The sequence below is a fragment of the Bradyrhizobium sp. JYMT SZCCT0180 genome (genome assembly GCF_018130165.1).
Lineage (GTDB): Bacteria > Pseudomonadota > Alphaproteobacteria > Rhizobiales > Xanthobacteraceae > Bradyrhizobium.
In genome coordinates, this window is the sequence record NZ_JAFCLZ010000038.1 from 41,036 (window position 1) to 65,629 (window position 24,594).

Genomic DNA, 24,594 nt, shown 5'->3' on the forward strand with positions numbered 1-24,594 from the left:
CGTTACCGCCCCACCCGCTTCAATTCCGCCGTCAACACATCCAGCGCTTCCGCCAGCATCACACCACCGCATTCGGTCAACCGTTCCGGAATCACGATGCGTTTTTCCGGCGGATAGAACCGCGCCAGCGCCGGATGTAGCAAAAAGGCCTGGCCGTCGTCGCGCGCAAAATCGCCGGCCTGCGACACCAGCAGCAAATCCGGTTTCTGGCTCACGATCGCCTCGAGCGAGGCGAAGCCGCCGAAGTTGAAGCCGAGATCGCCGGCCGTGTTGAACAGCCCGGTCTCGGCCAGCAGCGAGCCGACAAAGCTGTCGCTGCCCGCCACCCAGCCGCGCCGCGAAAGCGGCAGCACCCGATAGTGTTTTGCAGCGACAGCCTGGCGCGCCCGCGCCAATGCCGCATCGAGCAACGCGATCTGCGCCGCCGCACGATCGGGGTGACCGACGATGTCACCGAACTCGCGAATCTGGTCCTTCACCTCGGGCAAGGTTCGCGGCACCGGAAGTTCGGCGAGGCGCAGCCCGTGCGCCTTGAGCAATTCCCGCGTCGAACGCTTGTCGTACAGATTAGCGACGACGGTATCGGGCTTCAGCAGCATCACGTCTTCCGCGCCGCCCGACAGTTTTGGATAGCGCGCAACGTCACCGGCCACCCAGGCATCGCGCGAATACCGCGAAAGCCCGAGGATCTGTTCGGGATCGGCCAGCGACAGCAGCAATTGATCGCTGCAGACGTTCATCGACACGATGCGCGGCAATTGAGCGGCCAGCGCCGCGCTAGGCATCGCCAGCGCCGCAACCGCCAGCAGCACGGCAAGCCGGCGGCGCATCACAGGTCCGCCCACGGCACGATCACGGCCTCGCGCTGGTATTCGGCGCGGTAGGCGCTGATCCGGAACACGTCGGCTATCACCTGCTCCGACAACGCTTCCACCGGCGCGCCCTGCGACACCAGCCGGCCCTCCTTCAGAACCAGCACATGATCGGCGAACCGTGCGGCGAGGCCAAGGTCGTGCGTCACCACGATGACCAGCACGCCCTTGTCGGCGGTGGCGCGCAGATTCTTCATCACGTCGATCTGGTGGCGCGGATCGAGCGAAGCGGTCGGCTCGTCGGCGAGGATGACAGGCGCCTCCACCGCGAGCACGCGCGCCAGCGCGACGCGGCTGCGCTCGCCGCCGGACAGTTCGGTGACGCGGCGTTCGCTGAACTCCACCACATCGACGGCCTGCATCGCACGCAATACGGCGTCAGTATCCTTTGGCGACAGCCGCGCCGGATCGGTCGCGCCATGCGGATAGCGACCGAGCGCCACGATGTCGCGCGCCGGCAGCGGCCAGTGCACGATGTGGCCCTGCGGCAGATAGGCAAATCGTTTTGCGCGTTCGCGCAACGACAGGTCGGCCAGCGCATCGCCGCCGATGTGGATGTCGCCGCGGGACGGCAGCAGCCCTGACAGCGCCCGCAGCAGCGTGGTCTTGCCGGCGCCGTTCGGCCCGACCAGCGCGACCAGATGCCCCGCGGTCAGCGACAGCGAGACATCGCTGAGCACATGGCGGCCGGCCAGCGTCACGTTCACGCCGCGGGCGGTGAGAAGAGCTGCTTCGCTCATGCGACACCTCCCCCGAGCGCACGGCGTTCGCGCGCGATCAGATAGAGGAAGAATGGCACACCGATGATCGAGGTCAGCACGCCGACCTTGATGTCGCTGGTCGAGGGAATGATCCGCACCGCGATGTCAGCGGCAAGCAGCAGCGCCGAGCCTGCCAGCGCACTCGGCACCAGCAGCCGCGCCGGATCGTGGCCGATCAAGGGCCGCATCAGATGCGGCGCGACGAGGCCGATGAAGCCGATGGTGCCGGTGACCGCAACCGCGCCGCCGACCCCGAGCGCCACGCCCGTAATCACGATCAGCCGCAAGCGCCCGACATCGACGCCGAGGCTCTGCGCGGTTTCCTCACCGAGGCTGAGCGCGCGAAAGGAATGGCGCTGGCTGAACAGGATGATGCCACCGGCAATAATGAACGGCAGCGCCAGCATCACATGCTGAAAACTGCGATCCTCCAGCGAGCCCAGCAGCCAGAACGCGATCTCCAGCACCACGAAGGGATTGCTGGAGAGGTTCATCACCAGCGCCGTCGCCGCACCCGCCAGACTCGAAATCGCAAGACCGGCCAGGATCAGGATCAGCAGCCCGGCATTGCGGCCGGCAATCGTCAGCAGCACGAACACCGATCCGAAAGCGGCCATGATCGCCACGACCGGCAGCGCATAGGAGCGCACATCGGCCCAGCCCAGCGCGATCACCAGCACCGCGCCGAAGGCCGCCGATTGCGGCGCGCCGAACAGCGAGGGCGAGGCCAGCGGATTGCGCAGCAGGCCCTGCAGCGACGCGCCTGACATTCCCAGGATGGCGCCGATCGCCAGCGCCAGAATGGTCCGCGGCAGACGGATTTCCTGCACGATCACCTGCGCCACATCGCTGCCGCCGCCGAGCAGAGCTTCCATCACCGCCAGCGGCGACAGCCGCACCGGCCCGATGCCGAGCGAGATCAGCACGAGCAGCCCGACGAGGCCGGCAAGCGCGGCCGTCACGCCAATCCGGCGCCGCGCGGCCTCCTCGTTGGCAGCCATGATGGTCTCAACACTCATCGATCGTCCCCGAACGGTCAGCCCGTACCGCACAACGCGTTCGAACGGTACTGCTCATGCGACATAAAAGACGCACTCGTCCAGTGAGGATCGGAGGCGAGGCCTGATGGGATTGACTCTATCTTTGACAAACTTCTACCATAATTTTCGACGGTTCCCGTTTTGGGGATCAAAAGGGAATGCGGTGCGGGGACAGTCCCCCAATTCCGCGGCTGCCCCCGCAACTGTAAGCGGTGAATCTTTCGTCCTACGCCACTGGGATTCTCGGTCCTGGGAAGGCGACGAAAGGTAACGACCCGCAAGCCAGGAGACCTGCCGTCAGCCGTGGTCACACGCGAAGATGTCGGTCGGGGAGTACAGGCATTAGTTTCACCAGAGCTGTTTGCAGCACAATGGTGGGACTTGGTTCGCTGTGACGTGCCACTGACGTCATACCGAGGCCTGAACCATGTCTTCCACCACCCTAGTCGCCAAGCGGCGCCGCCATCTTTTGCTGGCATCCAGCTTTCTGGCGCCGATCATGGCGCTCGGCATTTCCGGCGCGCAGGCCCAGCAGACGGCCGCGGCCGCCGATCAACTGCCGGTGATCGAGGTCAACCCGCCCGGCGACCAGAACCGGACCCGTGCCAAGCCTGCGTCCGATCAGGGCTCGGGCACGCGCCGCGTCGTCGCGCCGAACCCGAGGCCGTCAAGCAATCGGAACCCTGCGCCGGGGACCGGCTCCAACGTCGCGTCGCAAGGCGATGGTCAGGGCGGCGGCGGAGCGCCGGTCCGGCAATTCGCCGGCATCGTCGGCTCTTCGGCAACCGTCATCACGGCTGAAGAAATCGCGCATTCGCCTGCGCAGACCTTGCAGGAAATCATCGCGCAAACACCGGGCGTGCAACTGACCAGCCTGTTTGGCGGCGTCAACGGCGCGAAGACCAGCGTCGATCTGCGCGGATTCGGTGCGTTTGCGACCTCCAATACCCTGGTGCTGATCAACGGCCGCAGGCTCAACGACATCGACATGGCCGGCGTCGATTTTTCGACCATTCCGCGCGATTCGATCGAGCGCATCGAAATCACCCGCGGCAACAGCGGCGCGGTGCTCTACGGCGACAATGCCGTCGGCGGCGTCATCAACATCGTCCTGAAGAACGGCGTCGGTGGTCCCCCGGTCGCGATCCGCGGCGAAGCCGGCGTCGGGTCCTTCAACCAGCGCATGGCCTCGGTCTCGGCCGCGACCAATTTCGGGCCGTGGTCGACGTCGTTCTATGGCAACGCCATCAAGTCCGACGGCTACCGCGTCAACAACGCGCTCGAACAGCGCAACGGGGTCGGCAACCTCAACTACTCCACGCCCGGCCTCACCGCCTTCGTAACGGTGACCGGCGACGATCAGAAGCTCGGCTTACCCGGCGGCCGGCTGGTCGATCCATCGATTGGTCTCAACGAACTCGTCACCAACCGCCGCGGCGCCGCCACGCCGCTCGACTACGGCAACCAGCAGGGCGCCAGCGCCACCGCCGGCTTCACCAAGACCCTGTGGAACGGCGTCGATCTCATCATCGATGGCGGCGTGCGGGACAAAAAGCAACAAGGCGCGTTCTTCAGTCCCTTTGCCAACAGCTACGTCGACAGCCATCTGCAGACATGGTCCCTGACGCCTCGATTGAGCGTCAAGAACGTAATGTTCGGGCTACCCTCTTCGATCCTGACGGGCATTGATTATTACGATGCGACATTCCACCAGGAGCGGCCGGAATTTAAGGGCACACCGCCGATCCATACCTACGATCTGTCGCAGAGAACGATTGCCGGCTATTGGCAGCAAACCCTTGGGCTGTTGCCGACAACGGATTTCTCGTACGGCGCGCGAATCCAGAACACCAGCCTGAGTGCGCGGGACCGTCTTAACGATCCGCCGAATTGCGCCCTGTTTTTTACATGCGGCGCTCAGAACCTTCCGCTGGATAGCAGCGAAGTCCAGCACGCGCTGCATGTCGGCCTCGAACATCGCTTCAACAATATCGTCTCGGTATTCGGCCGCGCCGCCCGCGCGTTCCGCACACCGAATGTCGACGAAAGATTGTCCTCCGGACCCTCCTTCGATCCTGTCTTCTTCACCCCGATTCCCGGCACCTTCCAGCTGAAAACCCAGACCTCGCACGACATCGAGGGCGGCTTCCGCATCAAGTCGGGCGGATTCCAGATGCAATCGAGCATCTACAACATGGACCTCGAGAACGAGATCCATTTCAACCCGGCACTGTTCTTTAACACCAACCTCGATCCGACCCGCCGGTACGGCTCGGAAACCAGCGCCTCGCTTCGCGTCAGCGACAGCGTGCTGCTGCGCGGCGGTGTGGCTTACACCCGCGCGGTGTTCCGTGAAGGGCAGTTCGCCGGCAATGACGTTCCGCTGGTGTCCCGCTATACCGCCAGTGGCGGCGTGACGTGGAATATCTGGCAGAACTATCTGGTTGCGGACGCCACGGTGCGCGGCTGGAGCGAGCGCTACATGGACAACGACCAGAAGAATACCCAGCGCCGCATCCCGGCCGATGCCACCATCGACTTCAAGCTGAGCGGGGCATATCAGCACTTCTTCTGGTCGGTGAGCGTCAACAACGTGCTCAACGCGCTGTACTACGACTATGCGATCGCAAGCACGTTCACCGACGGCCGCTTCAGCGCCTATCCGCTGCCGGGCCGGACCTACATGGTGAAGGCCGGCGCGACGTTCTGAGCCAAGACGCCGGTCCGGGACCCGCTCCGGACCGGCTTGTCCTGACCCGACAAGCCAGTATTCTCTTTAGCCCCGAGGGTTAAGGGAATGCTGGTTGATGCCTGATGTTTCCGCCGTCGCGGCGACCGATCTGTTGCAGCGGGAAATAGCCGATCCCGATACGCAATGGAGTCTCGGCACGTTCGGCGCCATCGCCGAATTCGCCCGCGACCGCGACGAGCCGGTGCGGCTGACGCAATCGATCGAGGCCGTTGCAGCGGTGACGCCGCGCGGCGGCATTGCGCTTAATCCCAACGGCAACAGCCGGCCGTTCGCCTCCGAGAGCATCAGCAAATCAGGCTGGAGCCATCGGATCGCGCTGTGCCTGCCGGCAGGCGATTGCGCGATGAACGGCCGCAACGCGCTGACGGAAATCGGCGCCGATCGCGACGCGCTGCGGCCGGAGGACCGCGAATCCTTCCTGTTCGATCTCGGCCTCGGTGCGCTGCAGGCGGATTTCTGCGTGCGCGTCAGTGACCCCGATCTCGCCGCGCGGCTGCGCCAACTCTGCGGCCGCGCCATCTTCGAACACGACAATCCCGCGATGGGGATGATCCTTGGCGCGAACCCGCATCGCGTCTTCATCAGCCGGCTCGGCCGCATCGAGGTCTATCAGCCGATCCCGCCGCCCTCGGGCAAGAGCCCGGAAGGCCCGCACACGCATGTGCTGCCAAGACTGCTGAAGAGCGGCCGGACCCATGCAGCTACCGAGCCGGTTCCCGAAGGCTGGATCCCCTGCGCGCACATCTATCCGCCGCACCCGTTGCGTGACGGAATGGGCGAAGCCCGGCCTTTCGACCGGACACATCACCAGCGTTTTCAACGGATCCTGGCGGCGTGCGGCGATCCCGAAACGCTGGCGATCAAGCGGCGCGTCGTCGATGCGGTGCTGGCGGGGGAACCGCCGGTGGCGATCGCCGGCGACCGTCACGGCCGCGCCGGCATCCGCATTGCGCTGCGCCAGGTGAAAGCCGAAGGTCAGGTCTCAACGACATTGGCCGCGTGGCTGGCCACTTTCGACCAGAGCGGTCCTGAAGACGGCGATGATCCCGCCGCTCTTCACCATGAGGGCTGAATCAACCCGATAACGGGGCGTTTTCGAGCCAAATTCGCGCCCCCAGCGGCGCAATCCGTGGTATTACCGCCGAAACACCCCCCGACGGCATGCGTCGCGGTTCCAGAGGTATATGATGAACGACGAACCGAAGAGTCCGGCCGAAATGAAAGAGATTCGGCTGCACCGCAAGCGTACCCAGGAGGTCGAGGGCATCAAGGCGATGGCAGAGATCGCGGCCTCCGACATCGCAATTCGCAAGCGGACTGAAAAGCTGCGCGCGCTGCGGCTGGCCAAGGAAGCTGAGGATCTTGCCAATCCGCCCGAGCCGAAGGCCAAGCCCAAAGCGAAAGCCAAAGTGGCGAAGAAGGCTGACGTAAAATGAGCAAAGATGATCGCGACCGCGCCCAGGCGCGTCTGGATAAAACCACCCGCGCAGCCCAGGACGCGCGGTCCGGCAAGGCCGACCGCGATGCGGCCTCAAGGGCCATGCTCGACAACATGGCGAAGCTGAAGGCGTTGCGACTTGCCCGCGAAGCCGCCGCACCTCCGGCTCCCGTCAAGGCAAAGAAGGCCGCGGCCAAATCGAAACAGCCGGCCGAGAAGCGGCCGACCCCGGCATTGGGCGATTGGCTGGCGAGCCAGCAAAGCGGCGGACGACGGACCTAAGATCGGAAGACCCTGAAGCAGGGACAAGGCTGAGCTCTCTGAGCTCAGCCTTAACTTCAGCACTGAAGTTATGCTTGCAGCGTTACGCCGGTGGCCAATGGATCATCGAGCGCGTCTTGGTCTCGGCGTCATAGACCTGCACTTGCAGCATCTGGAATTTGTTCTTCAGCGCTGTGCCCGCCTCTTCGGCGGCTTCGACCGTGTCGTGGTGCGATTTGAAGTGACCGTCGACCACCAGCGAATATCCTGACGTCGGCGCCTTGTCGGCGCGAATGACTTTGCGGGGCTGCTGTTCTTCGGTTTCGATACGAGGCTTCTTCATTCTGACTCCGTTTGATTGCCCCGTTTGAAGCCGTATCGGCAAAAAGGGCAAGGAAAATTCGTGTTGCTGGCGCTAGTATATTGCGCAAAGTCGGTCGGATTGCGGTGAATGCGTACCTTCCACCGGATAAAGCCGGCTAAGCCGGCGAAAAGGAACGATATGGGTGGAAACGGGAAGAACAGCGAGCCTCCCAGGCAGGACAACGACAAGCCGATAAAGCCGAAAGGCCCGCCTGTCGAAGACGACGATTACGAGGATGGCGACATCGCCACGCCCAAACGTGACCGCCACGGCAATGACGACGAGCCGTTGTAGGCCGCGTTAGCGTAGGGTGGGCAAAGCGAAGCGTGCCCACCATTCAGAACGATGGTTTGTGGATAGATGGTGGGCACGGCGCAGTGCGCCTTTGCCCACCCTACGGTTCGAGAAACTCTTCACTCTCAATCTTCCGGATACTTCCGACATCGAGCAGATGCGCGCCAAAACCGCCACGCGCCAGTTTGATCGCTGACGACGGCGAGGCCAGCAGAAATGCTGCGGTCATCGCCAGCGGCACGGCGCTGAACCAGTCCAGCCGCACCGGCGTGAGTTCTTCGCGGCTGCCGGCGTAGGGTCCGCTGGCGGTAAACACCCGGCCGCATTCCCGGATAATATCGCCCCGCGTGCCGCCGCGCGATGCGCAACCGAGCAGCGCCTGCATCGCAAGATGCGTGAGCACGCCCTCGCGGCTTTCCGGCAACGGCTCCGGCGTCTCGCCTTGCGAGACACGCAGCAATAGCCCAACGAGATCGATGCCGGCGCGATAGGCGTTGACCGGTTCGACCAGCCGCGGGTTGCAATCGATCAGGAGCGGCGCCGTGCCATCGTCGGGCATGATGACGTCGACCGACAACGCACCGTGCCAGCCGAGTTGCCCGCCGATTGTCTCCAGATAGGCGCGCACCATCGGCCGGCCCACGCTTTGCTTGATTGTCTCGCCACCACCGACGCCGAGGGCGACTTGTCGATAGGCATGAAAGCCGACCAGCCGTCCCCGGCAAAATACCGACTGCGCCTTCTCGGTGGTGCCCGTGACGAGGTCCTGCGCCAGCACCTCATCGGCGAAGGCATCGCCGGCGCCGAGATCACGCAGCGCCATTTCGAGATCATCCGTATTGCGCACGAACCAGATGCCGCGGCTCGCGGTGCCGATCGAGGTCTTGACCACGGCTGGAAAACCGACGGCGTCGCGCAACGCGCGTGCAGATTTCACGATCCGCGTCGGCGGCTGCGGCAGCTTCCATTGATCGAGCAGCCGGCTGAATCCGGCCTTGCTGTGCGCGGTGCGATAGCTCTCGAATGAAGGCAACGCGACACCGGTACGGCCCTCCAGTCGCGCGCGCATCCGCGCAAACAGAAAACCCTGCTCGTGCGTCGGCAGCAGCACATCGAAACGATCGCGCGCCAGCAATTGCTCGACAAACGCGAGAAATCCGGCGGGGTCCGTGCGCAGGCCCGGGCAGCGGTGAAATTTGCGGACGAAGCGTGAGAACCGCGCCAGGCAATGGGCGGAGGGATCGCAAACCTCGACATGATGGCCCGTCAGGCCCAGTATCGTGATGGCCTCGCGGGCGGAGGTACTGGAACCTTCTGACACCAGCACCCGGAGCGGCTTCCCCGGATCGATCATGCCGGATCATTGCCGCGCCCGCCGACTTTGTCCCTGAACTTATTGACGCATTTGGCCCCTTCGTACCCTGCGCCGGGGCAGCCATGCAGCGGTATTCATGGACAAATAACCGCTAACCACTATTTTCGGCGGGCATTTTCAAAAGCCAGCCTTTGCCGGGCCGTAGATCGAGACGGGGTTTGACGCTGATATGGTCGATGTTCTGACCGCACCGCAGCACGTGAAAGCGGACAGTTCTCTGCGCACGCTGGCGGGAATTTCGGTGGCCCATTGGGTCAGCCATTTCCATATCTTCGTGCTGCCGATGCTGTTTCCTTACCTCAAGGCACAGCTCGGCGTCGGCTACATCGAGCTCGGCTTCGCCCTGACCGTGTTCGGGCTGGTGTCTGGTCTCACCCAGGCGCCGATCGGCTATCTCGCCGACCATATCGGCGCGCGCAAGGTGCTGTTGATCGGCCTTTGTGTCGGCGGTCTCGCGCTGATCATGCTCGGCATGCATCTGAGCTACACCTCGCTGATCGTCTGTGCGGCGCTGCTCGGCCTCGCCAACAGCGTCTATCACCCCTGCGACTACGCCATCCTCTCGGCGCATATGGATGTAAGGCGGATGGGTCGCGCGTTTTCGGTCCATACGTTTGCGGGCTTCCTCGGCGGCGCGGTGGCGCCCGCGATCATGGCGGCACTCGTCGCTTGGGTCGGAGGTCTCGGCGCGCTGATCGTGGCCGGCGCGGTCGGACCCGTGGTGGCGCTGCTGTTGATCGTGGTCGGCATTCCCGATGCGAGCTCGGCCGACCGCAAAGTGGATGGCGCGACACCCCACAGGCAAAGCGTCATCACGCCGGCGATCATCATGCTGACGTTCTTCTTCATGCTGCTGGGCCTCTCCAACGCGGGCATCAGCAATTTCGGCGTGGTCGCGCTGATGAGCGGCTACGGCGTGACATTCTCCGCCGCCAATATCGCGCTGACCGCGTTTCTCGGCGCCAGTGCGGCGGGCGTGCTGGCCGGCGGCTATCTCGCCGACCGCACCACGCGCCACGGCCAGGTCGCCGCCGCCTGCTTTGGCGTCAACGCCATCATCATGTTGGTGATCGCGACGACCACCCTGCCGTCGGTGGTGCTGACCGCGGCGATGGGCATCGCCGGGTTCCTCGGCGGCGTGATCGCGCCCTCGCGCGACATGCTGGTGCGCAATGCCGCCCCTCCGGGTGCGGCCGGCCGCGCATTCGGCATCGTCTCCACCGGCTTCAACTTCAGCGGCATTTTGAGCCCGCTGTTGTTCGGCTGGATCATGGATCAGCACATGCCGCATTGGGTGTTCGGCGCTTCCGTCGCCTTCATGGTCCTGACGGTCCTGCTCGCATTGATCACCGACCGCAAACCGAAAGCGCGGTCGGAGGGCCCGGTCACAAGCGTGGTGCATTCCTGAACCTCATTCCCGGCCGTTGACTGCATCAGGGGATATCCGATGATGAGGCAACAAAAATTCAACCCGGGATGAATCGCCATGACCAGTTCCCATGACCTCGTGATCCGTGGCGGCAACATTGCCGATGGCAAAGGCGGCGACCTCTATGAAGCCGATATCGCCATCTCGGGTGGCCGCATCACCGAGGTCGGCAAGGTCTCCGGGAAAGGCACGGAAGAGATCGACGCCAGGGGCAAACTGGTCACGCCCGGCTTTGTCGACGTCCACACCCATTATGACGGCCAGGTCACCTGGAGCCAGGAGATTACGCCGTCGTCGCAGAACGGCGTCACCACCGCGATCATGGGCAATTGCGGCGTCGGCTTCGCGCCGTGCCGGCCGAGCGACCATGTCCGCCTGATTCAGCTGATGGAAGGCGTCGAGGATATTCCGGAGCCGGTGTTGAGCGCCGGCATTCCCTGGGCCTGGGAAAGCTTTCCGGATTACATGGAATGGCTGTCGAAGCGAAGCTTCGACATGGATGTCGGCGCGCAACTGCCGCACGCGGCCTTGCGCGTCTATGTGATGGGCGACCGCGGCGCGCGCCGCGATCCCTCCACGCCCGAAGACAACAAGGCGATGGCGGCGCTTGCCGCGGATGCCGTGCGCGCGGGCGCACTCGGCTTCTCGACCTCGCGCACGCTCAATCACCGCACCTCGACCGGCGACTACACGCCGACCTTGAAGGCCGGCGAGGACGAACTGACCGCGATTGCCGCCGCGATGCACGGCCAGGGCCGCAGCGTACTGCAGTTCGTGCTCGACCTCTCCACCATCAACGAAGATCTTCCGATGATGCTGCGGGTGGCCGAGAACACCAAAATTCCGGTGACGTTCTCGATCACGCAGAACGACAAAGAGCCGCAGCGCTGGCGCAAGACGCTCGACATGATCAGCGCAGCATCTGCGCGCGGCCTCGACATCACCGCGCAGATCCCTGCACGTCCGGTCGGATTGATGCTCGGGCTCGAATTGTCGCGCAACCCGTTCCAGACTCATCCGAGCTACAAGGCGATCGCCCACCTGCCGCTGGAGGAACGCCTGAAGCGCCTGCATCAGCCTGAGATGCGCAAGGCGATCCTGAGCGAGCATGCGACCGCGACCGACGATCCGCTATTCTTCCGCCCGAACTACGACAAGATGTACCTGCTCGGCAATCCGCCGGATTACGAACAGCCGCCGGAAAACACGCTGGGCGCGCAGGCTCGCCGTCAGGGCCGGCAGCCGGAAGCACTCGCCTATGAAGCGATGCTGACCGAAGAAGGCCGTGGCATGCTCTATGTGCCGTTCCTCAATTATTCTGACGGCAATCTCGATGCGACCCGCGAGATGCTGCGCGATCCGCATTCGGTGCCGGGTCTTTCCGACGGCGGCGCGCATTGCGGCATCATTTGCGATGCCAGCTTCCCGACCTATCTGCTGACGCACTGGACCCGTGACCGCAGCCGCGGCGAAAAACTCTCGATCCCGTTCGTGGTGGCGGCGCAGTCGCGCAAGACCGCGCTGTCGGTCGGCCTCTATGATCGCGGCGTGATCGCACCTGGCTTCAAGGCCGACGTCAACGTCATCGACTACGACAAGCTGCATCTGCATCCGCCGAAGGTGCATTACGATCTGCCGGTCGGCGGCCGCCGGCTGATGCAGCAGGTCGACGGCTACGATGCCACCATCGTCTCTGGAGTAGTGACGCAGCGCGGCGGCAAGGCGACCGGCGCACGCCCCGGCAAACTAGTTCGCGGCGCGCAGGGATCGCAACCGAAGTTCGGCGCGGCGGCGGGCTGACGCGGGATTGGCTTAACTGCAATCGAAGTCGAGCGCGTCACCGCGCTTCGATGCCATCATCGCATGCTTGTACGCGGTCGTCGCAGATCAGCCGCCACCAAACTTGGACGGATCATCGTATCTCGGGGTCTGGTCCATGAGCACGGGCGGAAAGCGTGGGTCCACCGGCTGGACGGCACGGACAATGACATGCCGCTGCTTGGCGTGATGCACCTTCTTTGCGGCGCTGGCAGAAGCACTAAAGGCGATCAGAAGGCCCAGGGCCAACACAAAACGCATCGCGAATATCCTTTAATCAGCCACCCCGCTTCCCATGTGTGGTCCCTACCGCACTGCCGCAATCTGTGACGGCCTCAAGATCGCTCAAATCGGGGTGATCGCAAGGCACAGGTGCACGCCCGGGCAAACCGGTGCGCGGGGTGTCACGACCGAAGTTTGGCGCCGCGGCGCGTCAGGCCTTGGTTGCAGCCTGGGTGACAAATTGATGGCCGACCCACCATACCGGTTGGCGGGGATTCAATGCCTCATGCAGCATGGCGTATCCGCAGGCCTTGAACACGATTTCACTCAGCGCCGCCGTGAGAAGCTTGCGGCCGTCCTTGTGCATGTCGATAATTGCTTTCGACGTGGCGTGCATCAATTCCATCTGCTCGGGGCCATTGTGCTGCGGCCATTGTTCGAACTTGGTCCAGCGCTGGATAATGTCTGACCGAAAATAATTGTCGGTGAGTTCGATCAGTGCCTCAAGGCTGTGTTCGGGCTTCAGCAGGTCAGCACACTCGGCCAGAAGTTTCCTGGTGACCGGATGATCGGGCGCCTCTTTCTTGAAGGCGGCGAGCAGCGGATAGAGCGCCACTTCGACACCCAGAAAGATCGAGCTTGAATTGGTCAGTATCTCCGGCGCATTGAAGACGCTCGCTTTCACGCCATCCGCGGTCGCGCGCCGCGCGATATTCTCGAGTTCGATCTTCGCGAAACCCTGCAGGTAGGGTGAATAGCTCTGCCAATGATACTCACCGGCAATCAGGATCTCGGTGCCATGATAGCCGTAGGCCACGTAGGAAACCTGACCGCCGTTTTTGGCGACGCTGTCGCGTAGCCCGGCACTCAGTTCGATCAGATCCGAAAGACTATTCGCGCTCACATCCATAAAGCTCATTTCGCAGAGCCGGCCGAGGTCGCCTTCCCAAAACTCCTTGGAAGAGGTAGCGGTCCCTTTGAAGACCCGGTTCATGACAGGCATCATGATCTTCGCGCGCGGAACGCCGCCGGCCATGGTGTGAGCGATCAGGACCTTGGCGCCGTCGGGAATTTGCTTTTGCAACTCGACCAGATATTGCTGCACGCGCGCGCGAAAATTTTCGCGGCCGGCCTTGCGCGATTCTTCCACCTGCGCAAGATCAACCGTGGCCTTGTCCCACTCGCTGAGTTTTAGACCCTTGAGCTGGTCGCATGGGCTGAGGCCCTTGCTCGATTTTGCCAGATCGAATCCGCATTCCAGGGGAACGTTGACCAGCGGCTGGTCTTTCTCGGCCAACTCCTCCGCCGTCAGGGGACGCAGCTGCTCATTTTCATCGCGGCGTCCGACCGTGCCATAGATGACTGTCATCCCGGCCTTCTTGGCTTCATCGATCAGGCCGTTGACGTAACCTCGGGCAAAGACCTCGCCGAAAATGACCAGAACGTCGTTTTTGCCGTAGCCTGAAACGGGGTTGACCTGACGAAGCGGCTCGAACTTTTGCACGCGGATATCCTTGGCTGGAGAGGTTCTTCGAATACTATCAAATTGACCGGTACCAAGTACATCGGTTCCATCCTGAACCCAAGTATGAAGCCAAGTATCAGGCCGAGTATCGATAGGGCTCCGTGCTGGCGTTCCCGATACCTGGAGGGTATGATCCGGGGAAGTTTGGCGATGGTACGGATGTCGATTTTTGCAGGCAGATTAGGTCTCGCGCTCGTTCTGGCGGCGCTCTGTCTGGGCGGGCGGACGGCCCACGCCCAGGCCGCCCCCGTGCCTTATTGGAGCCCGAGTTGGCCCCTCGGCTTTGGCGGGACCCTGCCCTCCGAGCAGGACTCCCCGGCGCGCTACAATTTCCAGAACGGCATGTTTATCAGCGGCACCAGCATTCCTGCGGGAATGAACTGGAACGGCATCAACCAGGCCGGCGCGTTCGGCAATTTCGGCTCGCTCCGTTACGAGGGCATGCAGGCCGGCTACAATTTCGGAAGCGCGGGCGGCCTGCCCGTTTCGCTCTATGCCGGCTTCGAAACCTTGAAATACGATAGCGGCATCGGCGGCCCGTTTGCGGCGTTCGACAAGAGGTCCGGCACGCTGCCGGGTTATCGCGCGAATGCGGGCATCGAATTCCAGCCGGCGCCGAATCTCAGCCTGTCGCTCGGCTTCGGCTACACCCAGCGATCCCAGAGCACCCCCATCGACAGTGAAATCAATTCGCTGCCCGGCGCTTCGATTATCCCCAGCGCTCCCCGCTGACGCAGGCTTTCCGACTGACGCCGTCGCCGCCATCACAGCGGACCGAGGATGCCCCATCGACGATCGCAATATTCCTTGATGGCCGCGACAACACCGCTGCTGATGATGCCCCGGCGTTCGGCTGAGTCCATCTGGAGTTCTTCGTCCCGGTTGATGATCGAGCCCGCCTCCAGCAGCACGGCAGCCATCCTGGTCTTTTTCAGCACGATGAGCTTGTCGTAGCTGTAGACACCGGTTTCCTTGTTCAGCAGCGGATGCTGGTAGCGGCCCATGATGGCCTGCGAATATTGCTCGGCATATTTCAGGCCTTGGGCTTTCATTTCCTTCGCCAGCAGTTCGGCGATCGAAAGGCTCGCCTTGTATTCCGGGTTGTTGCTGGAGACGAACACCGAATAGCCGCTGAAGCGGTCGCTGAAACGGCTTTTCCTGCCGCCGAACTCCCAGTCCTCGAGAAATTTCTTGGGCACGGAGTCATGGTGGATCGACAGGAACAGATTCGCAGGCAGATTGTTCGCCGCGGCGACGCGCTTGACCAGGCTGGCCCTCGCCTTGCCTTCGGTCAGCAGCAACTTCGTCTCGGTAAAGCCTTCGGCCTTCAGTTTCTCCTCGATCCGCTGCGTCAGCCGCAAATTGTAGACGAACTCGGAAACGTTGCGGGCGCTGATGGCGCCTTCCGACTGGGCGGTATGCCCCACATCCAGAACGATCCGGAACTTTGACGGTTCGCAGGTTGTTGCAACCGCCTTCGAATCCGACGGCTTGGCCGCCGCCTTCGGGGCAACAACCTTCGCCGTGCGGCGCTTGGGCGCGGCGGCAGGCTTCGCTACCCTGGCAGGCTTTGACGAAGCGGCCGACTTTGGCGCGGCAGCGCGCCTTGGCGATGAGCTCTGCTTTGGCGCCTGACGCTTTGGCGATTGAACTTGCTTTGACGTGCCCTTGAAGACATCAGACAGCCAGCCGGCATGGCTGACCTCGACCGGCAGAAGCAGCAAGGCGGCCATCGCGGCGACGATGGTGCGGCAGCGGGGCCAACCGCCAAGGCCTGCGAATGTTTTCCTTATCGACGGCAATCCCCACTCTCCCCCAGAGTGACCTTCTATGCGCGCTTCATGACCGCATCGGACAGCATCGGCCGGGAGTATGAACCATGAGTTACCGGTTGCAAGGTTCCACCGCCCGGCTTCAAACCTTTTGCCCCGCCTTGATCTCCTTGAACCTGGCAAGCGCCTGTTCGAATTTGGCATTGAACAGCCACATCGCATCGAGGATTTCGCGCATGGTTGCGGACGTCCGCGCCCTGTCGGCCTGTCCAAAGGTAAAAACGCTGTTGTTCCGCAAGAATCCCATGATCCTGGGATCGGAAATCCGGTAGTTGAGTAAATTGCCTGACTTGAGCGCGGATTTCGTCGGCGCGGGAATAATCTGGATCAGCTCGAACAGCTTCATCTGATCGATCGGGTCCGGCAGCGTTTTCACGATCGACGGCACCTGCGGAAAAACTTCCGCATGCGCGTTCATCAAGGCATCCCGCACCGAGGTCCAGTGGTTGAACCGGTGATCCATATTGCCGGCGCGCGCCTCCTCCCTGTCGTCGCGCCGGATCAGCGCAGGATCGAAAGCTGCGATCGACGGCTTGATTGCCACCCACTTCCTGCGGCCGTTCAGATCTTCCGATGTGCCGGTCTGCAGGCTGCCCTTGTACTTGTTCGAGCGCGCATTGCCGATGGTTTGATTGCCATTGGTCTCGGCAAAGAACAGCCCGAGGCTGATCCGGCCCGCCGCCTCGGCATTGACAGCATCAAGGCCTTTGGCGCGCGCGATCGCCGTTCCCAGATCGACGACGTCCTTGAACGGGGTATCTGATTTTTGCGCGCTGGCGGGCGGCGCCTGCATCACATCGAAAAGCTTCCGGTACTCGTCGAGCAGCGGCTCGGTAGCCACGTTGAAATAGGCCGGCGGAATTTCGTATTTGTTGGGCCCGCCGATTTTGGATGGCAGCGCGTCGGTGAGATCCTTGTAGGCGCTCAGCATCTTGTTGCGCGCCAGATAGAGCGCCTGTCCCGGCAGGTTCGGCAGCGGCTGCTTCGAATTGATCTGCGCGCGCCGCTGTCCCAGGACCAGTTCGAAGTTCTTTACCGCATCATTGTACGCATTGAGCGCGTCCGATTGCGTCTTCGTGAGCGCACCCTGCGCCATCGCGTTGCCTGTCAAACCGATGGCCATCGGCAGCGCGAACGACAGCGCGAGCGCAAGTGCTGTCATGGGCGCGCCGATGCAATGGAGCTTGTAACGGGCCATTGGCTCACGCGAACTTCGGTTGTGCGGCCTGGGCCAGCAGCCGCGCCCGCTCGCTATTGGGCCACAGCAGCAGCAGGCCGAGCAGTCCCGACGACACCATAACGACCGCGTTGATGGTGAAGCCGGTCAAATAGCCGTCGAGCGGCGTCGCCGCGTGCTTGATGACGCTTCCCATCACGAGGGGAGCGATAATCCCCGCCAGCGTGTAGATCGCACCATAGATCGCAATCACGGCGCCACGCTGCTGCACCGGCGTGAACTCGCCGAGCATCGGCGGACAGACGACATAGATCGAGCCGCACAAACCGGAGCCGACCACAAGCAGCGCGATCATCGTTCCGCCCGGCGCGGAGTACGGCATCATCGCGAGAATCAGGCCGCCGATGATCAGCGGCACCGAACCCAGCACACCGCGTGCGCCGCGGGTGGTAAAGCCCCGCGTCAGCATCACCTGCGAGATCCAGCCCGTGAGCAGCACGATCACGGCGCCGAACACCCAGGGCAGCACCGAAATCCAGCCCGCATCCTGTTGCGAAAAACCGAGCCCCTGCACGATGAAGGGCGTGAACCAGGTGAGACCGAGCGACAGCGCCCAGTAGGCCCCGAAGGTCGCCGCACAGCAGCCGATGAAGGTCCGCGAGGTCAGGAGCTGAAAATAGGGAACGCGGGGATCGGCGGCGGCCATCGCGACCGTCTGCACCAGCGGGCCTTCCTTGCCCATGATCAGCCACGCCACCACCCACATCAGGCCGACAACGCCGAGCGCGCCGAACGCATAATGCCAGCTGTGATTGACGATGATCCAGTTCAGCGCCGGCACCGCGAGGATCACGCCGAACGCCGAGCCCTGCGACAGGATCGCGGTCGGCAGCGTGCGCTTCTCGTCCGGAAACCATTTGTAGACCGCATGCACGGCGACTGAGAACGCCGGGCCTTCGCCGGCGCCGAGAATGATGCGGCAGATCAGCAGCGTCGTGAAGCTGACGGTGCCGACCATCGGGAATTGTGCCACCGACCAGACCACCGCCATCGCCAGCAGAACCCAGCGGGTCGGTACGCTGTTGACGATGAAACCGACGATGATCGCCGAGATCGAAAACAGCAGGAAGAACGAGGAGCCCAGCGTGCCGAACTGCTCCGCATCGAGCTTCAGTTCGGTCATGATCGGCACGCCGGCCAGGCCGACCACGATCTTGTCGGCAAAATTTACCAGCATGAACAGAAACAGCAGAAATGTGATTGTCCAGGCGCCTTTGGGCGTCACATGTTCAGTCATGGCTGCTACCCCAAGTTTATCGTTGCCGATTCAGTGACTTCGGCATGCGATGCTAGCCATGGCCTCCCCGGCAACGCAACTGCGCATTTTGACCGGAGGGGCGCCCTGCAACTTTGCGCCGCCTGATAGCACCGTTACAACCGGATCACGATCCCGTCGTCCCCGATATTGAGGCCGTGATCTGGTATCGCGGTCCTGATATGTTGCACGGCATCACGCCAAGGGAATTTCATGGGCAGTTCGATCTATCGCCACATCGACATTTTGGCCAAGCCGGCTTTCCCCACGCGCCGGAAGCTCGCGTGACCAGCGCATGACCAACGGCGAATCAATCGTGCTCACCGTGAACGGCCTGACCAAGAGCTACCGCGCCGCCGGCGAGGAGGTCGCGGTGCTGCGCGGCGTGAATCTTTCGGTGGCCGCGGGTGAAAGCGTCGCGCTGACCGGCGAATCCGGCAGCGGCAAGAGCACGCTGTTGCACCTGATCGCCGGCCTCGATGCCGCCGATGGCGGCGCGATCAGGCTCGACAACGCGCTGGTCTCCGAACTCTCGGATGCCGGCCGCGCCGAACTGCGCCGCGATCGCCTCGGCCTCGTGTTCCAGCAGTTCAATTTGATCCCGAGCCTGACCGTCGAGGACAATCTCGTGTTCCAGTCGCGCATCGCCGGACGCCACGATGATGCCTGGCATCACGAGTTGGTGGAGCGTCTGGGCCTGAAGAATTTCCTCAGGCGCTATCCCGAGCAACTGTCCGGCGGTCAGCAGCAGCGCGTCGCGATCGGCCGCGCGCTCGCAACAAAGCCGCTGCTGCTGCTCGCGGACGAGCCGACCGGCAATCTCGATGAAGCCACCGCCGACGAAGTGCTGGCGCTGGCGCGCGACCTCGTGGCGCGCAGCGGCTGTGGCTTCCTGATGGTGACGCACAGCGCGCGGCTCGCCGCCACGCTCGACCGCCAGGTCAATCTGCACGCCGGGGTGATTGCGTGAGGCGCGCGCTCTGGACGCTCGCCGTGCTGCTGAGCCATTGGCGTCGGCATCCGATGCAGCTCGCGACCTTGCTGATCGGCTTGATTTCGGCGACCGCACTATGGAGCGGCGTGCAGGCGCTCAATCAGCAGGCGCGCACCTCCTATGACCGCGCCGCCGCCACATTCGGCGGCACGCGGACTGCCATGCTGGTCGGCCGCGACAGTCCAACCTTTCCGCAACAACTCTTCGTCGATCTGCGCCGCGCCGGCTGGCCGGTATCGCCCGCCCTCGAAGGCCGCATCCAGATCGGGGGGCGCTCGTTCCGCCTGCTCGGCATCGAGCCCGTGACGTTGCCGCGCGAGGTCGGCAGCGCGCCCGGGGTCGAAACCGCCAATCTGCAAGCCTTCGTGACGCCGCCCGGCCAAATGCTGGTGGCGCCGGAAACGCTTTCCGATCTCAAGCTCACCGAGGGCGCCACAGCCGTCACCAATGGCGGCGTGACATTGCCGCCGCTGCGCGTGCAGACGCAGCTGGTGCCCGGCGTGCTGGTCGTCGACATCGGCATCGCGCAAAATCTCCTGAACATGCCTGATCAATTGTCCCGCCTGCTGATCGGCAAGGCCAAGGGCAAACCTGCGCCGTTGGAAAATGTCGTCGGCGACAAATTGCGTCTGGTTGCGCCGGATGCCGAAACCGATCTCGAACGGCTCACCGACAGTTTCCATCTCAACCTCACCGCATTCGGACTGCTGTCGTTCTTCGTCGGCCTGTTCATCGTCAACTCCGCCATCGGGCTTGCCTTCGAGCAGCGCCTGCCCACCTTGCGCACGCTGCGCGCCTGCGGCGTGTCGGCGCGGATGTTGAACAGCGTGATGGTGATCGAACTGGTGTCGCTGGCGTTCCTCGCAGGCCTGATCGGCCTCGTCTGCGGCTACCTGATCGCGGCGACATTGCTGCCCGACGTCGCCGCATCCCTGCGCGGGCTATACGGCGCGCAGATACCGGGACAATTGACGCTAAAGGGCGAATGGTGGCTCGCCGGCATCGCCATCAGTATTCTGGGCGCGCTCGCGGCCGCGGCGACCAGCCTGACCAAGGCACTTCGTTTGCCGCTGCTCGCCGCCGCGCAGCCCTACGCCTGGCAACAGGCGCAGCGCCGCTGGCTGATGTTCCAGAGCGCGGTGGCGCTTAGCGTATTCGCCGCCGCCGGCGCGTTTTTATTGTTCGGCGATTCCCTGGTGTCGGGCTTTGCCGTGCTCGCGGCCCTGCTGCTCGGCGCGGCGCTGATCCTGCCGATGCTGCTGGAAGTCGTGCTCGCGTTCGGCCAGCGGCATGCGCGCGGCCCGCTCAGCACCTGGTTCTGGGCCGACAGCCGCCAGCAACTCTCGGGATTGTCGCTGGCGCTGATGGCGCTGCTGCTGGCGCTCGCGGTCAACGTCGGCGTGGGCACCATGGTCGGCAGTTTCAACCGCACGTTCCTGGTCTGGCTCGACGGGCGGCTGGCGGCGGATGTCTATATCAGCGCGTCCAGCAATGCCCAGGCGACCGAGATCAGGAATTGGCTGCGCGAACGGCCCGAGGTCGAGGCGATCCTGCCCGGCGGCCGCGCCGACACGCAATTGGCAGGCGCGCCGCTCGAAGTGCTGGGCCTGCCCGATCACACCACCTATCGCGACAGCTGGCCGCTGTTGGAGCAGGCAGCGAACGCCTGGACCAGACTTCGTCCCGGCACCACCTGCCTCGTCAGCGAACAATTGGCGCGGCGCCTGAAGCTTTCGATCGGCGATCGCATCGACATTCCGGCGCCGGGCGGCAACTGGACGCTGGAAATCGTCGGCATCTATGCCGACTACGGCAATCCGAAGAGCCAGATCGCGGTCAATTACGCCGCACTGACGCGACGCTTTCCGGAGGTCCCGCTGACACGGATGGGCTTGCGCGTCGCACCCGGCCAGATTCCGGCGGTGATCACGGCTTTGCAGGAAAAGTTCGGGCTCGACGATCGCAACGTCGCCGACCAGGCGACGATGAAGGCGGAATCGAAGCGCATCTTCAACCGCACCTTCTCGGTGACTGCGGCGCTCAACGCCTTCACGCTCGGCGTCGCCGGCATCGCGCTCCTCACCAGCCTGCTGACCCTGAGCAATTCGCGGCTGCCGCAGCTGGCGCCGCTATGGGCGATCGGGATTACCAGGCGCAGGCTGGCCGCGATCGAACTCCTCAAGACGATGTCGGTCGCGTTGATCACCGCGCTGTTCGCGCTGCCGCTGGGCCTCCTGGTGGCATGGTGCCTGCTCGCGATCGTGAACGTAAAGGCCTTTGGCTGGCGGCTGCCGTTCCACGTCTTCCCGGCGCAATTGCTGTGGCTCGTCGGCGTCGCGATGGCGGCCGCTTTTTGTGCGGCAGCGCTTCCGGTGATGCGACTGGCGCGGATGCAGCCGGCCAGCCTGATCAGGATCTTTGCCAATGAGCGGTAACGGCCTGATATCCCGCCGCAGTTTTGCCAGCGGCTTGTTGATCGCCTCGCTCGGAAGCAAGGCGTTGGCACAGGGCTTTGCCGGCCTAGGCGAAAGCGCCATTGGGTATGGCGCCGTCACTCCCGGCCGGACATTTTCTTTTCCAACCGATCACGGCCCGCATCCGGAATTCCGCATCGAGTGGTGGTACGTGACCGCCAATCTCGCTGACGCCAACGGTGTCCCTTATGGCGCGCAATGGACATTGTTCCGGCAGGCAACAAAACCGGGCACGCAACAGGAAGGCTGGGCCAATCAGCAGCTCTGGATGGGCCATGCCGCGGTGACGCGCGCCGACACCCATCGCACCAGCGAGAGCTTTGCCCGCGGCGGCGTCGGTCAGGCTGGCGCTGACGCCAATCCATTTCTCGCCTGGATCGATTCCTGGGAAATGCGCGGGCTTGGCCCCATCGACGCGACCAACATGGCGCCGCTCGAACTCAAGGCCTCAGGCACCGATTTCAACTATGCGCTGCGCCTCGATGCCGACCGGCCGCTGGTGCTGCAGGGCGACGCCGGCTACAGCCGCAAATCGCTGCGCGAGCAGGCCTCCTATTACTACAGTCAGCCACACTTCTCGGCGAAAGGCAGCCTCACCATCGACGACAAAACGGTCGATGTCACCGGACAGGCCTGGCTTGACCGCGAATGGAGCAGCCAGCCGCTGGCCTCCGACCAGAGCGGCTGGGACTGGCTGTCGCTGCATTTCAAGAGCGGCGAAAAGCTGATGCTGTACCGGATGCGCCAGACCGACGGCCAGCATTACGGCTCGGGCAAATGGGTCGCGCGCGACGGCAGCACCGAGTTGCTCGCTTCAGCAGACATCAGCTTCACGCCGCAGGCTTACACGGAGATCGCGAACCGCAAGATCCCGACCTCTTGGCGCATCGCGATTCCCAAACTCGCTGTCACGATCGATTGTACGCCGCTCAACCCGAAGAGCTGGATGGGAACGAATTTTCCCTATTGGGAAGGCCCGATCAGTTTTGGCGGCAGTCATAGCGGATTAGGCTATCTGGAGATGACGGGGTACTAGAACCACGCGCTCGGATTGGGAGGTTATCCGTCATCCTGAGGCGCGAGCAACGCGAGCCTCGAAGGATGAACGGCCCGTGGCCGTCGCCCTTCGAGGGCCGCGCTGCGCACGGCCGCCTCAGAGGCTGTGAATCTATGTGATCTGGCGTGTTTTTTTGTTTGCGGAACCGTGAGTCGAATGATTCGCTGCTTTCAAGGTCGATGGAGGCACGGATGTCACGCGAGACGCTGTTTGGTGATCTGCCTGAAGCTGAGGCGGTCGGGCGGGAATGGCCGGGAAGTCCCCGGCTTCGCGAGCCTGTCCGCGATCAAGTTGAGCTGCGTGCAGTGGATCTTGAGGCGCTGCTGCCGGCTGAACATCCGGCCCGTGTGATCTGGGCCTATGTCCAGCGGCTCGACCTGAGCGTCCTTGAAGAGACCGTTCGAGCTCGCGCCCATGGTCCGGGTCAAGCGCCGGTCAGCCCGCGCCTGCAACTGGCGTTGTGGTTGTTTGCCACGAGCCAGGGTGTCGGGAGTGCCCGGGCACTGGCACGGCTGTGCGAGAGCCATGATGCCTATCGTTGGCTGTGCGGCGGGGTGAGTGTGAACTATCACAGTCTGTCGGAGTTCCGCACGGCGCATCCGGAGCTTTTGGAGCAGTTGCTGGTGGAGCACGTTGCCTCGCTTTCGGTAGCTGGCGTGATCGACCTTGATGAAGTGGTGCAGGATGGCGTGCGTGTGCGCGCCTCGGCCGGAACGAGTTCGTTCCGGCGCAGGAAGAAGCTGCACAAGGAGTTGAAGAAAGCCAAGCGTCTGGTCGAGCACCTGCGGCAGGAGAATGATGACGATCCCGACGCCAGCAACAGACGCATCCGAGCCGCAGAGGACCGTGCGGCTCGCGAACGCGAAGCGCGTGTTGCGGCTGCTCTCCAGCAGCTTGCGGCCATCGAAGCGCACCGCGCGCGCCGTGGCCGCGAGAACAGGAACAACAAGAAGAAGGGGAGCAAGCGCTCCGAGCCGCGCGCCTCTACGACAGACCCGCAGGCGCGGGTCATGAAGATGGCCGATGGTGGCTTCCGTCCTGCCTACAACTGCCAGGTCGCAAGCGTTGCCGAGGGACAGATCGCCATCGCCGTGGATGTGACCAACGTTGGCTCGGATCGAGGCCTGATGCGGCCGATGCAGCAACGGCTTGCAGCCTCTTATGGTCGTGCGAAGCGCTATCTTGTCGACGGCGGGTTCAACAAGAACGAGGACATCGAATGGGCGGCTAGCCAAGGGATCAAGGTCTACGGCCCGCCAGCCAACAGCAAGCATCAGACCGACCCCTATGCGCCGCGCCCCGAAGACGGCCCCGGCACGGCCGCTTGGCGCAGACGGATGAAAAGCCCTCACGGCAAGAGCGTCTACAAACGCCGGGCGCCGGGCGAATGCATCAACGCCCGCTTCCGCAACTGGGGCCTGCGCCAGTTCTCGGTTCGAGGTCGCGAAAAAGTGCTCACAGTGCTGCGCTGGCTTGCCCTCGCCAACAACGTCCTCGCAGGGCACAGGCTCCTGCTCCAAGCCCAATGACCTGACACCATCGACCTTGAAAGCAGCCTCCGATCGCCAGCGCCCTACCGCGCCAAATACCGCGC

At 63.5% G+C, this 24,594-nt stretch carries 22 protein-coding genes and 1 riboswitch; of the genes, 12 read left to right on the top strand and 10 right to left on the bottom strand.

What is annotated here, in order from left to right; all coding sequences use genetic code 11:
• Nucleotides 1–2: 2 nt before the first annotated feature.
• From JQ641_RS36220 to JQ641_RS36230, 3 genes are read right to left on the bottom strand one after another with little or no spacing between them, the layout of a single operon-like run.
• Complete coding sequence (locus JQ641_RS36220; RefSeq protein ID WP_212001841.1) at nt 3–830, bottom strand: ABC transporter substrate-binding protein; 828 nt, start codon at nt 828–830, stop codon at nt 3–5.
• The gene (locus JQ641_RS36225) at nt 830–1,612 is read right to left on the bottom strand and encodes an ABC transporter ATP-binding protein (RefSeq protein ID WP_212001843.1); all 783 of its coding nucleotides are present in this window, start codon (nt 1,610–1,612) and stop codon (nt 830–832) included. Before JQ641_RS36225 ends, JQ641_RS36220 begins: the two co-directional genes overlap by 1 nt.
• Nucleotides 1,609–2,652, bottom strand: a complete 1,044-nt coding sequence (locus tag JQ641_RS36230; protein ID WP_212001844.1) for a FecCD family ABC transporter permease — start codon at nt 2,650–2,652, stop codon at nt 1,609–1,611. The genes JQ641_RS36225 and JQ641_RS36230 overlap by 4 nt, the downstream gene beginning before the upstream one ends.
• A 134-nt stretch (nt 2,653–2,786) precedes the next feature.
• Nucleotides 2,787–2,986, top strand: a riboswitch (cobalamin riboswitch).
• A gap of 114 nt (nt 2,987–3,100) precedes the next feature.
• On the opposite strand from JQ641_RS36230, the gene JQ641_RS36235 reads away from it, so the two are divergent.
• The 4 genes from JQ641_RS36235 (at nt 3,101) to JQ641_RS36250 (ending at nt 7,145) form a co-directional block, all read left to right on the top strand.
• A complete protein-coding gene (locus tag JQ641_RS36235; protein WP_249151131.1) occupies nt 3,101–5,383 on the top strand; it encodes a TonB-dependent receptor in 2,283 nt (760 codons plus the stop codon).
• Nucleotides 5,384–5,480: 97 nt separating this feature from the next.
• Nucleotides 5,481–6,497, top strand: coding sequence for a DUF6925 family protein (locus tag JQ641_RS36240; RefSeq protein WP_212001847.1), 1,017 nt, complete (start codon nt 5,481–5,483; stop codon nt 6,495–6,497).
• 115 nt (nt 6,498–6,612) lie between these two features.
• The gene (locus JQ641_RS36245; protein ID WP_249128059.1) at nt 6,613–6,861 is read left to right on the top strand and encodes a transcriptional regulator; all 249 of its coding nucleotides are present in this window, start codon (nt 6,613–6,615) and stop codon (nt 6,859–6,861) included.
• Nucleotides 6,858–7,145, top strand: a complete 288-nt coding sequence (locus JQ641_RS36250; RefSeq protein ID WP_249151132.1) for a hypothetical protein — start codon at nt 6,858–6,860, stop codon at nt 7,143–7,145. The genes JQ641_RS36245 and JQ641_RS36250 overlap by 4 nt, the downstream gene beginning before the upstream one ends.
• Nucleotides 7,146–7,227: 82 nt before the next feature.
• Here the strand turns inward: JQ641_RS36250 and JQ641_RS36255 are convergent, their stop codons facing one another.
• A complete protein-coding gene (locus JQ641_RS36255) occupies nt 7,228–7,467 on the bottom strand; it encodes a hypothetical protein (RefSeq protein WP_192735553.1) in 240 nt (79 codons plus the stop codon).
• Nucleotides 7,468–7,626: 159 nt separating this feature from the next.
• Between JQ641_RS36255 and JQ641_RS36260 the strand changes: the two genes are divergently transcribed.
• A complete protein-coding gene (locus tag JQ641_RS36260) occupies nt 7,627–7,782 on the top strand; it encodes a hypothetical protein (protein WP_212001849.1) in 156 nt (51 codons plus the stop codon).
• A gap of 100 nt (nt 7,783–7,882) precedes the next feature.
• On the opposite strand, the gene JQ641_RS36265 is transcribed toward JQ641_RS36260, so the two are convergent.
• The gene (locus tag JQ641_RS36265) at nt 7,883–9,136 is read right to left on the bottom strand and encodes an ATP-grasp domain-containing protein (RefSeq protein ID WP_212001851.1); all 1,254 of its coding nucleotides are present in this window, start codon (nt 9,134–9,136) and stop codon (nt 7,883–7,885) included.
• 190 nt (nt 9,137–9,326) lie between these two features.
• Here JQ641_RS36265 and JQ641_RS36270 point away from each other — a divergent pair, with 190 nt between their 5' ends.
• Together JQ641_RS36270 and JQ641_RS36275 are read left to right on the top strand one after the other, a co-directional pair.
• Entirely contained in the window at nt 9,327–10,565 is a 1,239-nt protein-coding gene (locus JQ641_RS36270) for an MFS transporter (RefSeq protein ID WP_212001853.1), read from the top strand.
• Nucleotides 10,566–10,643: 78 nt separating this feature from the next.
• Nucleotides 10,644–12,386 (top strand): N-acyl-D-amino-acid deacylase family protein, encoded by a 1,743-nt coding sequence (locus JQ641_RS36275; protein WP_212001854.1) that lies wholly within the window; start codon nt 10,644–10,646, stop codon nt 12,384–12,386.
• 87 nt (nt 12,387–12,473) lie between these two features.
• Here the strand turns inward: JQ641_RS36275 and JQ641_RS36280 are convergent, their stop codons facing one another.
• Nucleotides 12,474–12,665, bottom strand: coding sequence for a hypothetical protein (locus JQ641_RS36280; RefSeq protein WP_212001856.1), 192 nt, complete (start codon nt 12,663–12,665; stop codon nt 12,474–12,476).
• 172 nt (nt 12,666–12,837) lie between these two features.
• Nucleotides 12,838–14,130 (bottom strand): enoyl ACP reductase FabMG family protein, encoded by a 1,293-nt coding sequence (locus tag JQ641_RS36285; protein WP_212001858.1) that lies wholly within the window; start codon nt 14,128–14,130, stop codon nt 12,838–12,840.
• Nucleotides 14,131–14,310: 180 nt separating this feature from the next.
• Here JQ641_RS36285 and JQ641_RS36290 point away from each other — a divergent pair, with 180 nt between their 5' ends.
• A complete protein-coding gene (locus tag JQ641_RS36290; RefSeq protein ID WP_212001860.1) occupies nt 14,311–14,883 on the top strand; it encodes an outer membrane protein in 573 nt (190 codons plus the stop codon).
• Between the two features lie 32 nt (nt 14,884–14,915).
• Here the strand turns inward: JQ641_RS36290 and JQ641_RS36295 are convergent, their stop codons facing one another.
• From JQ641_RS36295 to JQ641_RS36305, 3 genes are all read right to left on the bottom strand, one after another.
• A complete protein-coding gene (locus JQ641_RS36295) occupies nt 14,916–15,953 on the bottom strand; it encodes an N-acetylmuramoyl-L-alanine amidase family protein (protein ID WP_249151133.1) in 1,038 nt (345 codons plus the stop codon).
• Between the two features lie 112 nt (nt 15,954–16,065).
• Complete coding sequence (locus tag JQ641_RS36300) at nt 16,066–17,145, bottom strand: hypothetical protein (protein ID WP_212001862.1); 1,080 nt, start codon at nt 17,143–17,145, stop codon at nt 16,066–16,068.
• A gap of 40 nt (nt 17,146–17,185) precedes the next feature.
• The gene (locus JQ641_RS36305) at nt 17,186–18,457 is read right to left on the bottom strand and encodes an MFS transporter (RefSeq protein WP_212001864.1); all 1,272 of its coding nucleotides are present in this window, start codon (nt 18,455–18,457) and stop codon (nt 17,186–17,188) included.
• A 313-nt stretch (nt 18,458–18,770) separates the two neighbouring features.
• On the opposite strand from JQ641_RS36305, the gene JQ641_RS36310 reads away from it, so the two are divergent.
• From JQ641_RS36310 to JQ641_RS36325, 4 genes are all read left to right on the top strand, one after another.
• Complete coding sequence (locus JQ641_RS36310) at nt 18,771–19,445, top strand: ABC transporter ATP-binding protein (protein WP_212001866.1); 675 nt, start codon at nt 18,771–18,773, stop codon at nt 19,443–19,445.
• The gene (locus tag JQ641_RS36315) at nt 19,442–21,904 is read left to right on the top strand and encodes an ABC transporter permease (protein WP_212001868.1); all 2,463 of its coding nucleotides are present in this window, start codon (nt 19,442–19,444) and stop codon (nt 21,902–21,904) included. Before JQ641_RS36310 ends, JQ641_RS36315 begins: the two co-directional genes overlap by 4 nt.
• Nucleotides 21,894–22,979 carry a lipocalin-like domain-containing protein gene (locus JQ641_RS36320; RefSeq protein ID WP_212001873.1) on the top strand — a complete coding sequence of 362 codons (1,086 nt, stop codon included), beginning with the start codon at nt 21,894–21,896 and terminating at the stop codon, nt 22,977–22,979. The genes JQ641_RS36315 and JQ641_RS36320 overlap by 11 nt, the downstream gene beginning before the upstream one ends.
• Nucleotides 22,980–23,191: 212 nt before the next feature.
• A complete protein-coding gene (locus tag JQ641_RS36325; protein WP_212001875.1) occupies nt 23,192–24,529 on the top strand; it encodes an IS1182 family transposase in 1,338 nt (445 codons plus the stop codon).
• Nucleotides 24,530–24,594 lie beyond the last annotated feature (65 nt).

What these genes read in the sequence shown, in the direction of transcription:
- JQ641_RS36220 (WP_212001841.1), bottom strand. Translation starts at nt 830, where the DNA reads ATGCGCCGCCGGCTTGCCGTGCTGCTGGCGGTTGCGGCGCTGGCGATG.
- JQ641_RS36225 (WP_212001843.1), bottom strand. Translation starts at nt 1,612, where the DNA reads ATGAGCGAAGCAGCTCTTCTCACCGCCCGCGGCGTGAACGTGACGCTG.
- JQ641_RS36230 (WP_212001844.1), bottom strand. Translation starts at nt 2,652, where the DNA reads ATGAGTGTTGAGACCATCATGGCTGCCAACGAGGAGGCCGCGCGGCGC.
- JQ641_RS36235 (WP_249151131.1), top strand. Translation starts at nt 3,101, where the DNA reads ATGTCTTCCACCACCCTAGTCGCCAAGCGGCGCCGCCATCTTTTGCTG.
- JQ641_RS36240 (WP_212001847.1), top strand. Translation starts at nt 5,481, where the DNA reads ATGCCTGATGTTTCCGCCGTCGCGGCGACCGATCTGTTGCAGCGGGAA.
- JQ641_RS36245 (WP_249128059.1), top strand. Translation starts at nt 6,613, where the DNA reads ATGAACGACGAACCGAAGAGTCCGGCCGAAATGAAAGAGATTCGGCTG.
- JQ641_RS36250 (WP_249151132.1), top strand. Translation starts at nt 6,858, where the DNA reads ATGAGCAAAGATGATCGCGACCGCGCCCAGGCGCGTCTGGATAAAACC.
- JQ641_RS36255 (WP_192735553.1), bottom strand. Translation starts at nt 7,467, where the DNA reads ATGAAGAAGCCTCGTATCGAAACCGAAGAACAGCAGCCCCGCAAAGTC.
- JQ641_RS36260 (WP_212001849.1), top strand. Translation starts at nt 7,627, where the DNA reads ATGGGTGGAAACGGGAAGAACAGCGAGCCTCCCAGGCAGGACAACGAC.
- JQ641_RS36265 (WP_212001851.1), bottom strand. Translation starts at nt 9,136, where the DNA reads ATGATCGATCCGGGGAAGCCGCTCCGGGTGCTGGTGTCAGAAGGTTCC.
- JQ641_RS36270 (WP_212001853.1), top strand. Translation starts at nt 9,327, where the DNA reads ATGGTCGATGTTCTGACCGCACCGCAGCACGTGAAAGCGGACAGTTCT.
- JQ641_RS36275 (WP_212001854.1), top strand. Translation starts at nt 10,644, where the DNA reads ATGACCAGTTCCCATGACCTCGTGATCCGTGGCGGCAACATTGCCGAT.
- JQ641_RS36280 (WP_212001856.1), bottom strand. Translation starts at nt 12,665, where the DNA reads ATGCGTTTTGTGTTGGCCCTGGGCCTTCTGATCGCCTTTAGTGCTTCT.
- JQ641_RS36290 (WP_212001860.1), top strand. Translation starts at nt 14,311, where the DNA reads ATGTCGATTTTTGCAGGCAGATTAGGTCTCGCGCTCGTTCTGGCGGCG.
- JQ641_RS36300 (WP_212001862.1), bottom strand. Translation starts at nt 17,145, where the DNA reads ATGACAGCACTTGCGCTCGCGCTGTCGTTCGCGCTGCCGATGGCCATC.
- JQ641_RS36305 (WP_212001864.1), bottom strand. Translation starts at nt 18,457, where the DNA reads ATGACTGAACATGTGACGCCCAAAGGCGCCTGGACAATCACATTTCTG.
- JQ641_RS36310 (WP_212001866.1), top strand. Translation starts at nt 18,771, where the DNA reads ATGACCAACGGCGAATCAATCGTGCTCACCGTGAACGGCCTGACCAAG.
- JQ641_RS36320 (WP_212001873.1), top strand. Translation starts at nt 21,894, where the DNA reads ATGAGCGGTAACGGCCTGATATCCCGCCGCAGTTTTGCCAGCGGCTTG.
- JQ641_RS36325 (WP_212001875.1), top strand. Translation starts at nt 23,192, where the DNA reads ATGTCACGCGAGACGCTGTTTGGTGATCTGCCTGAAGCTGAGGCGGTC.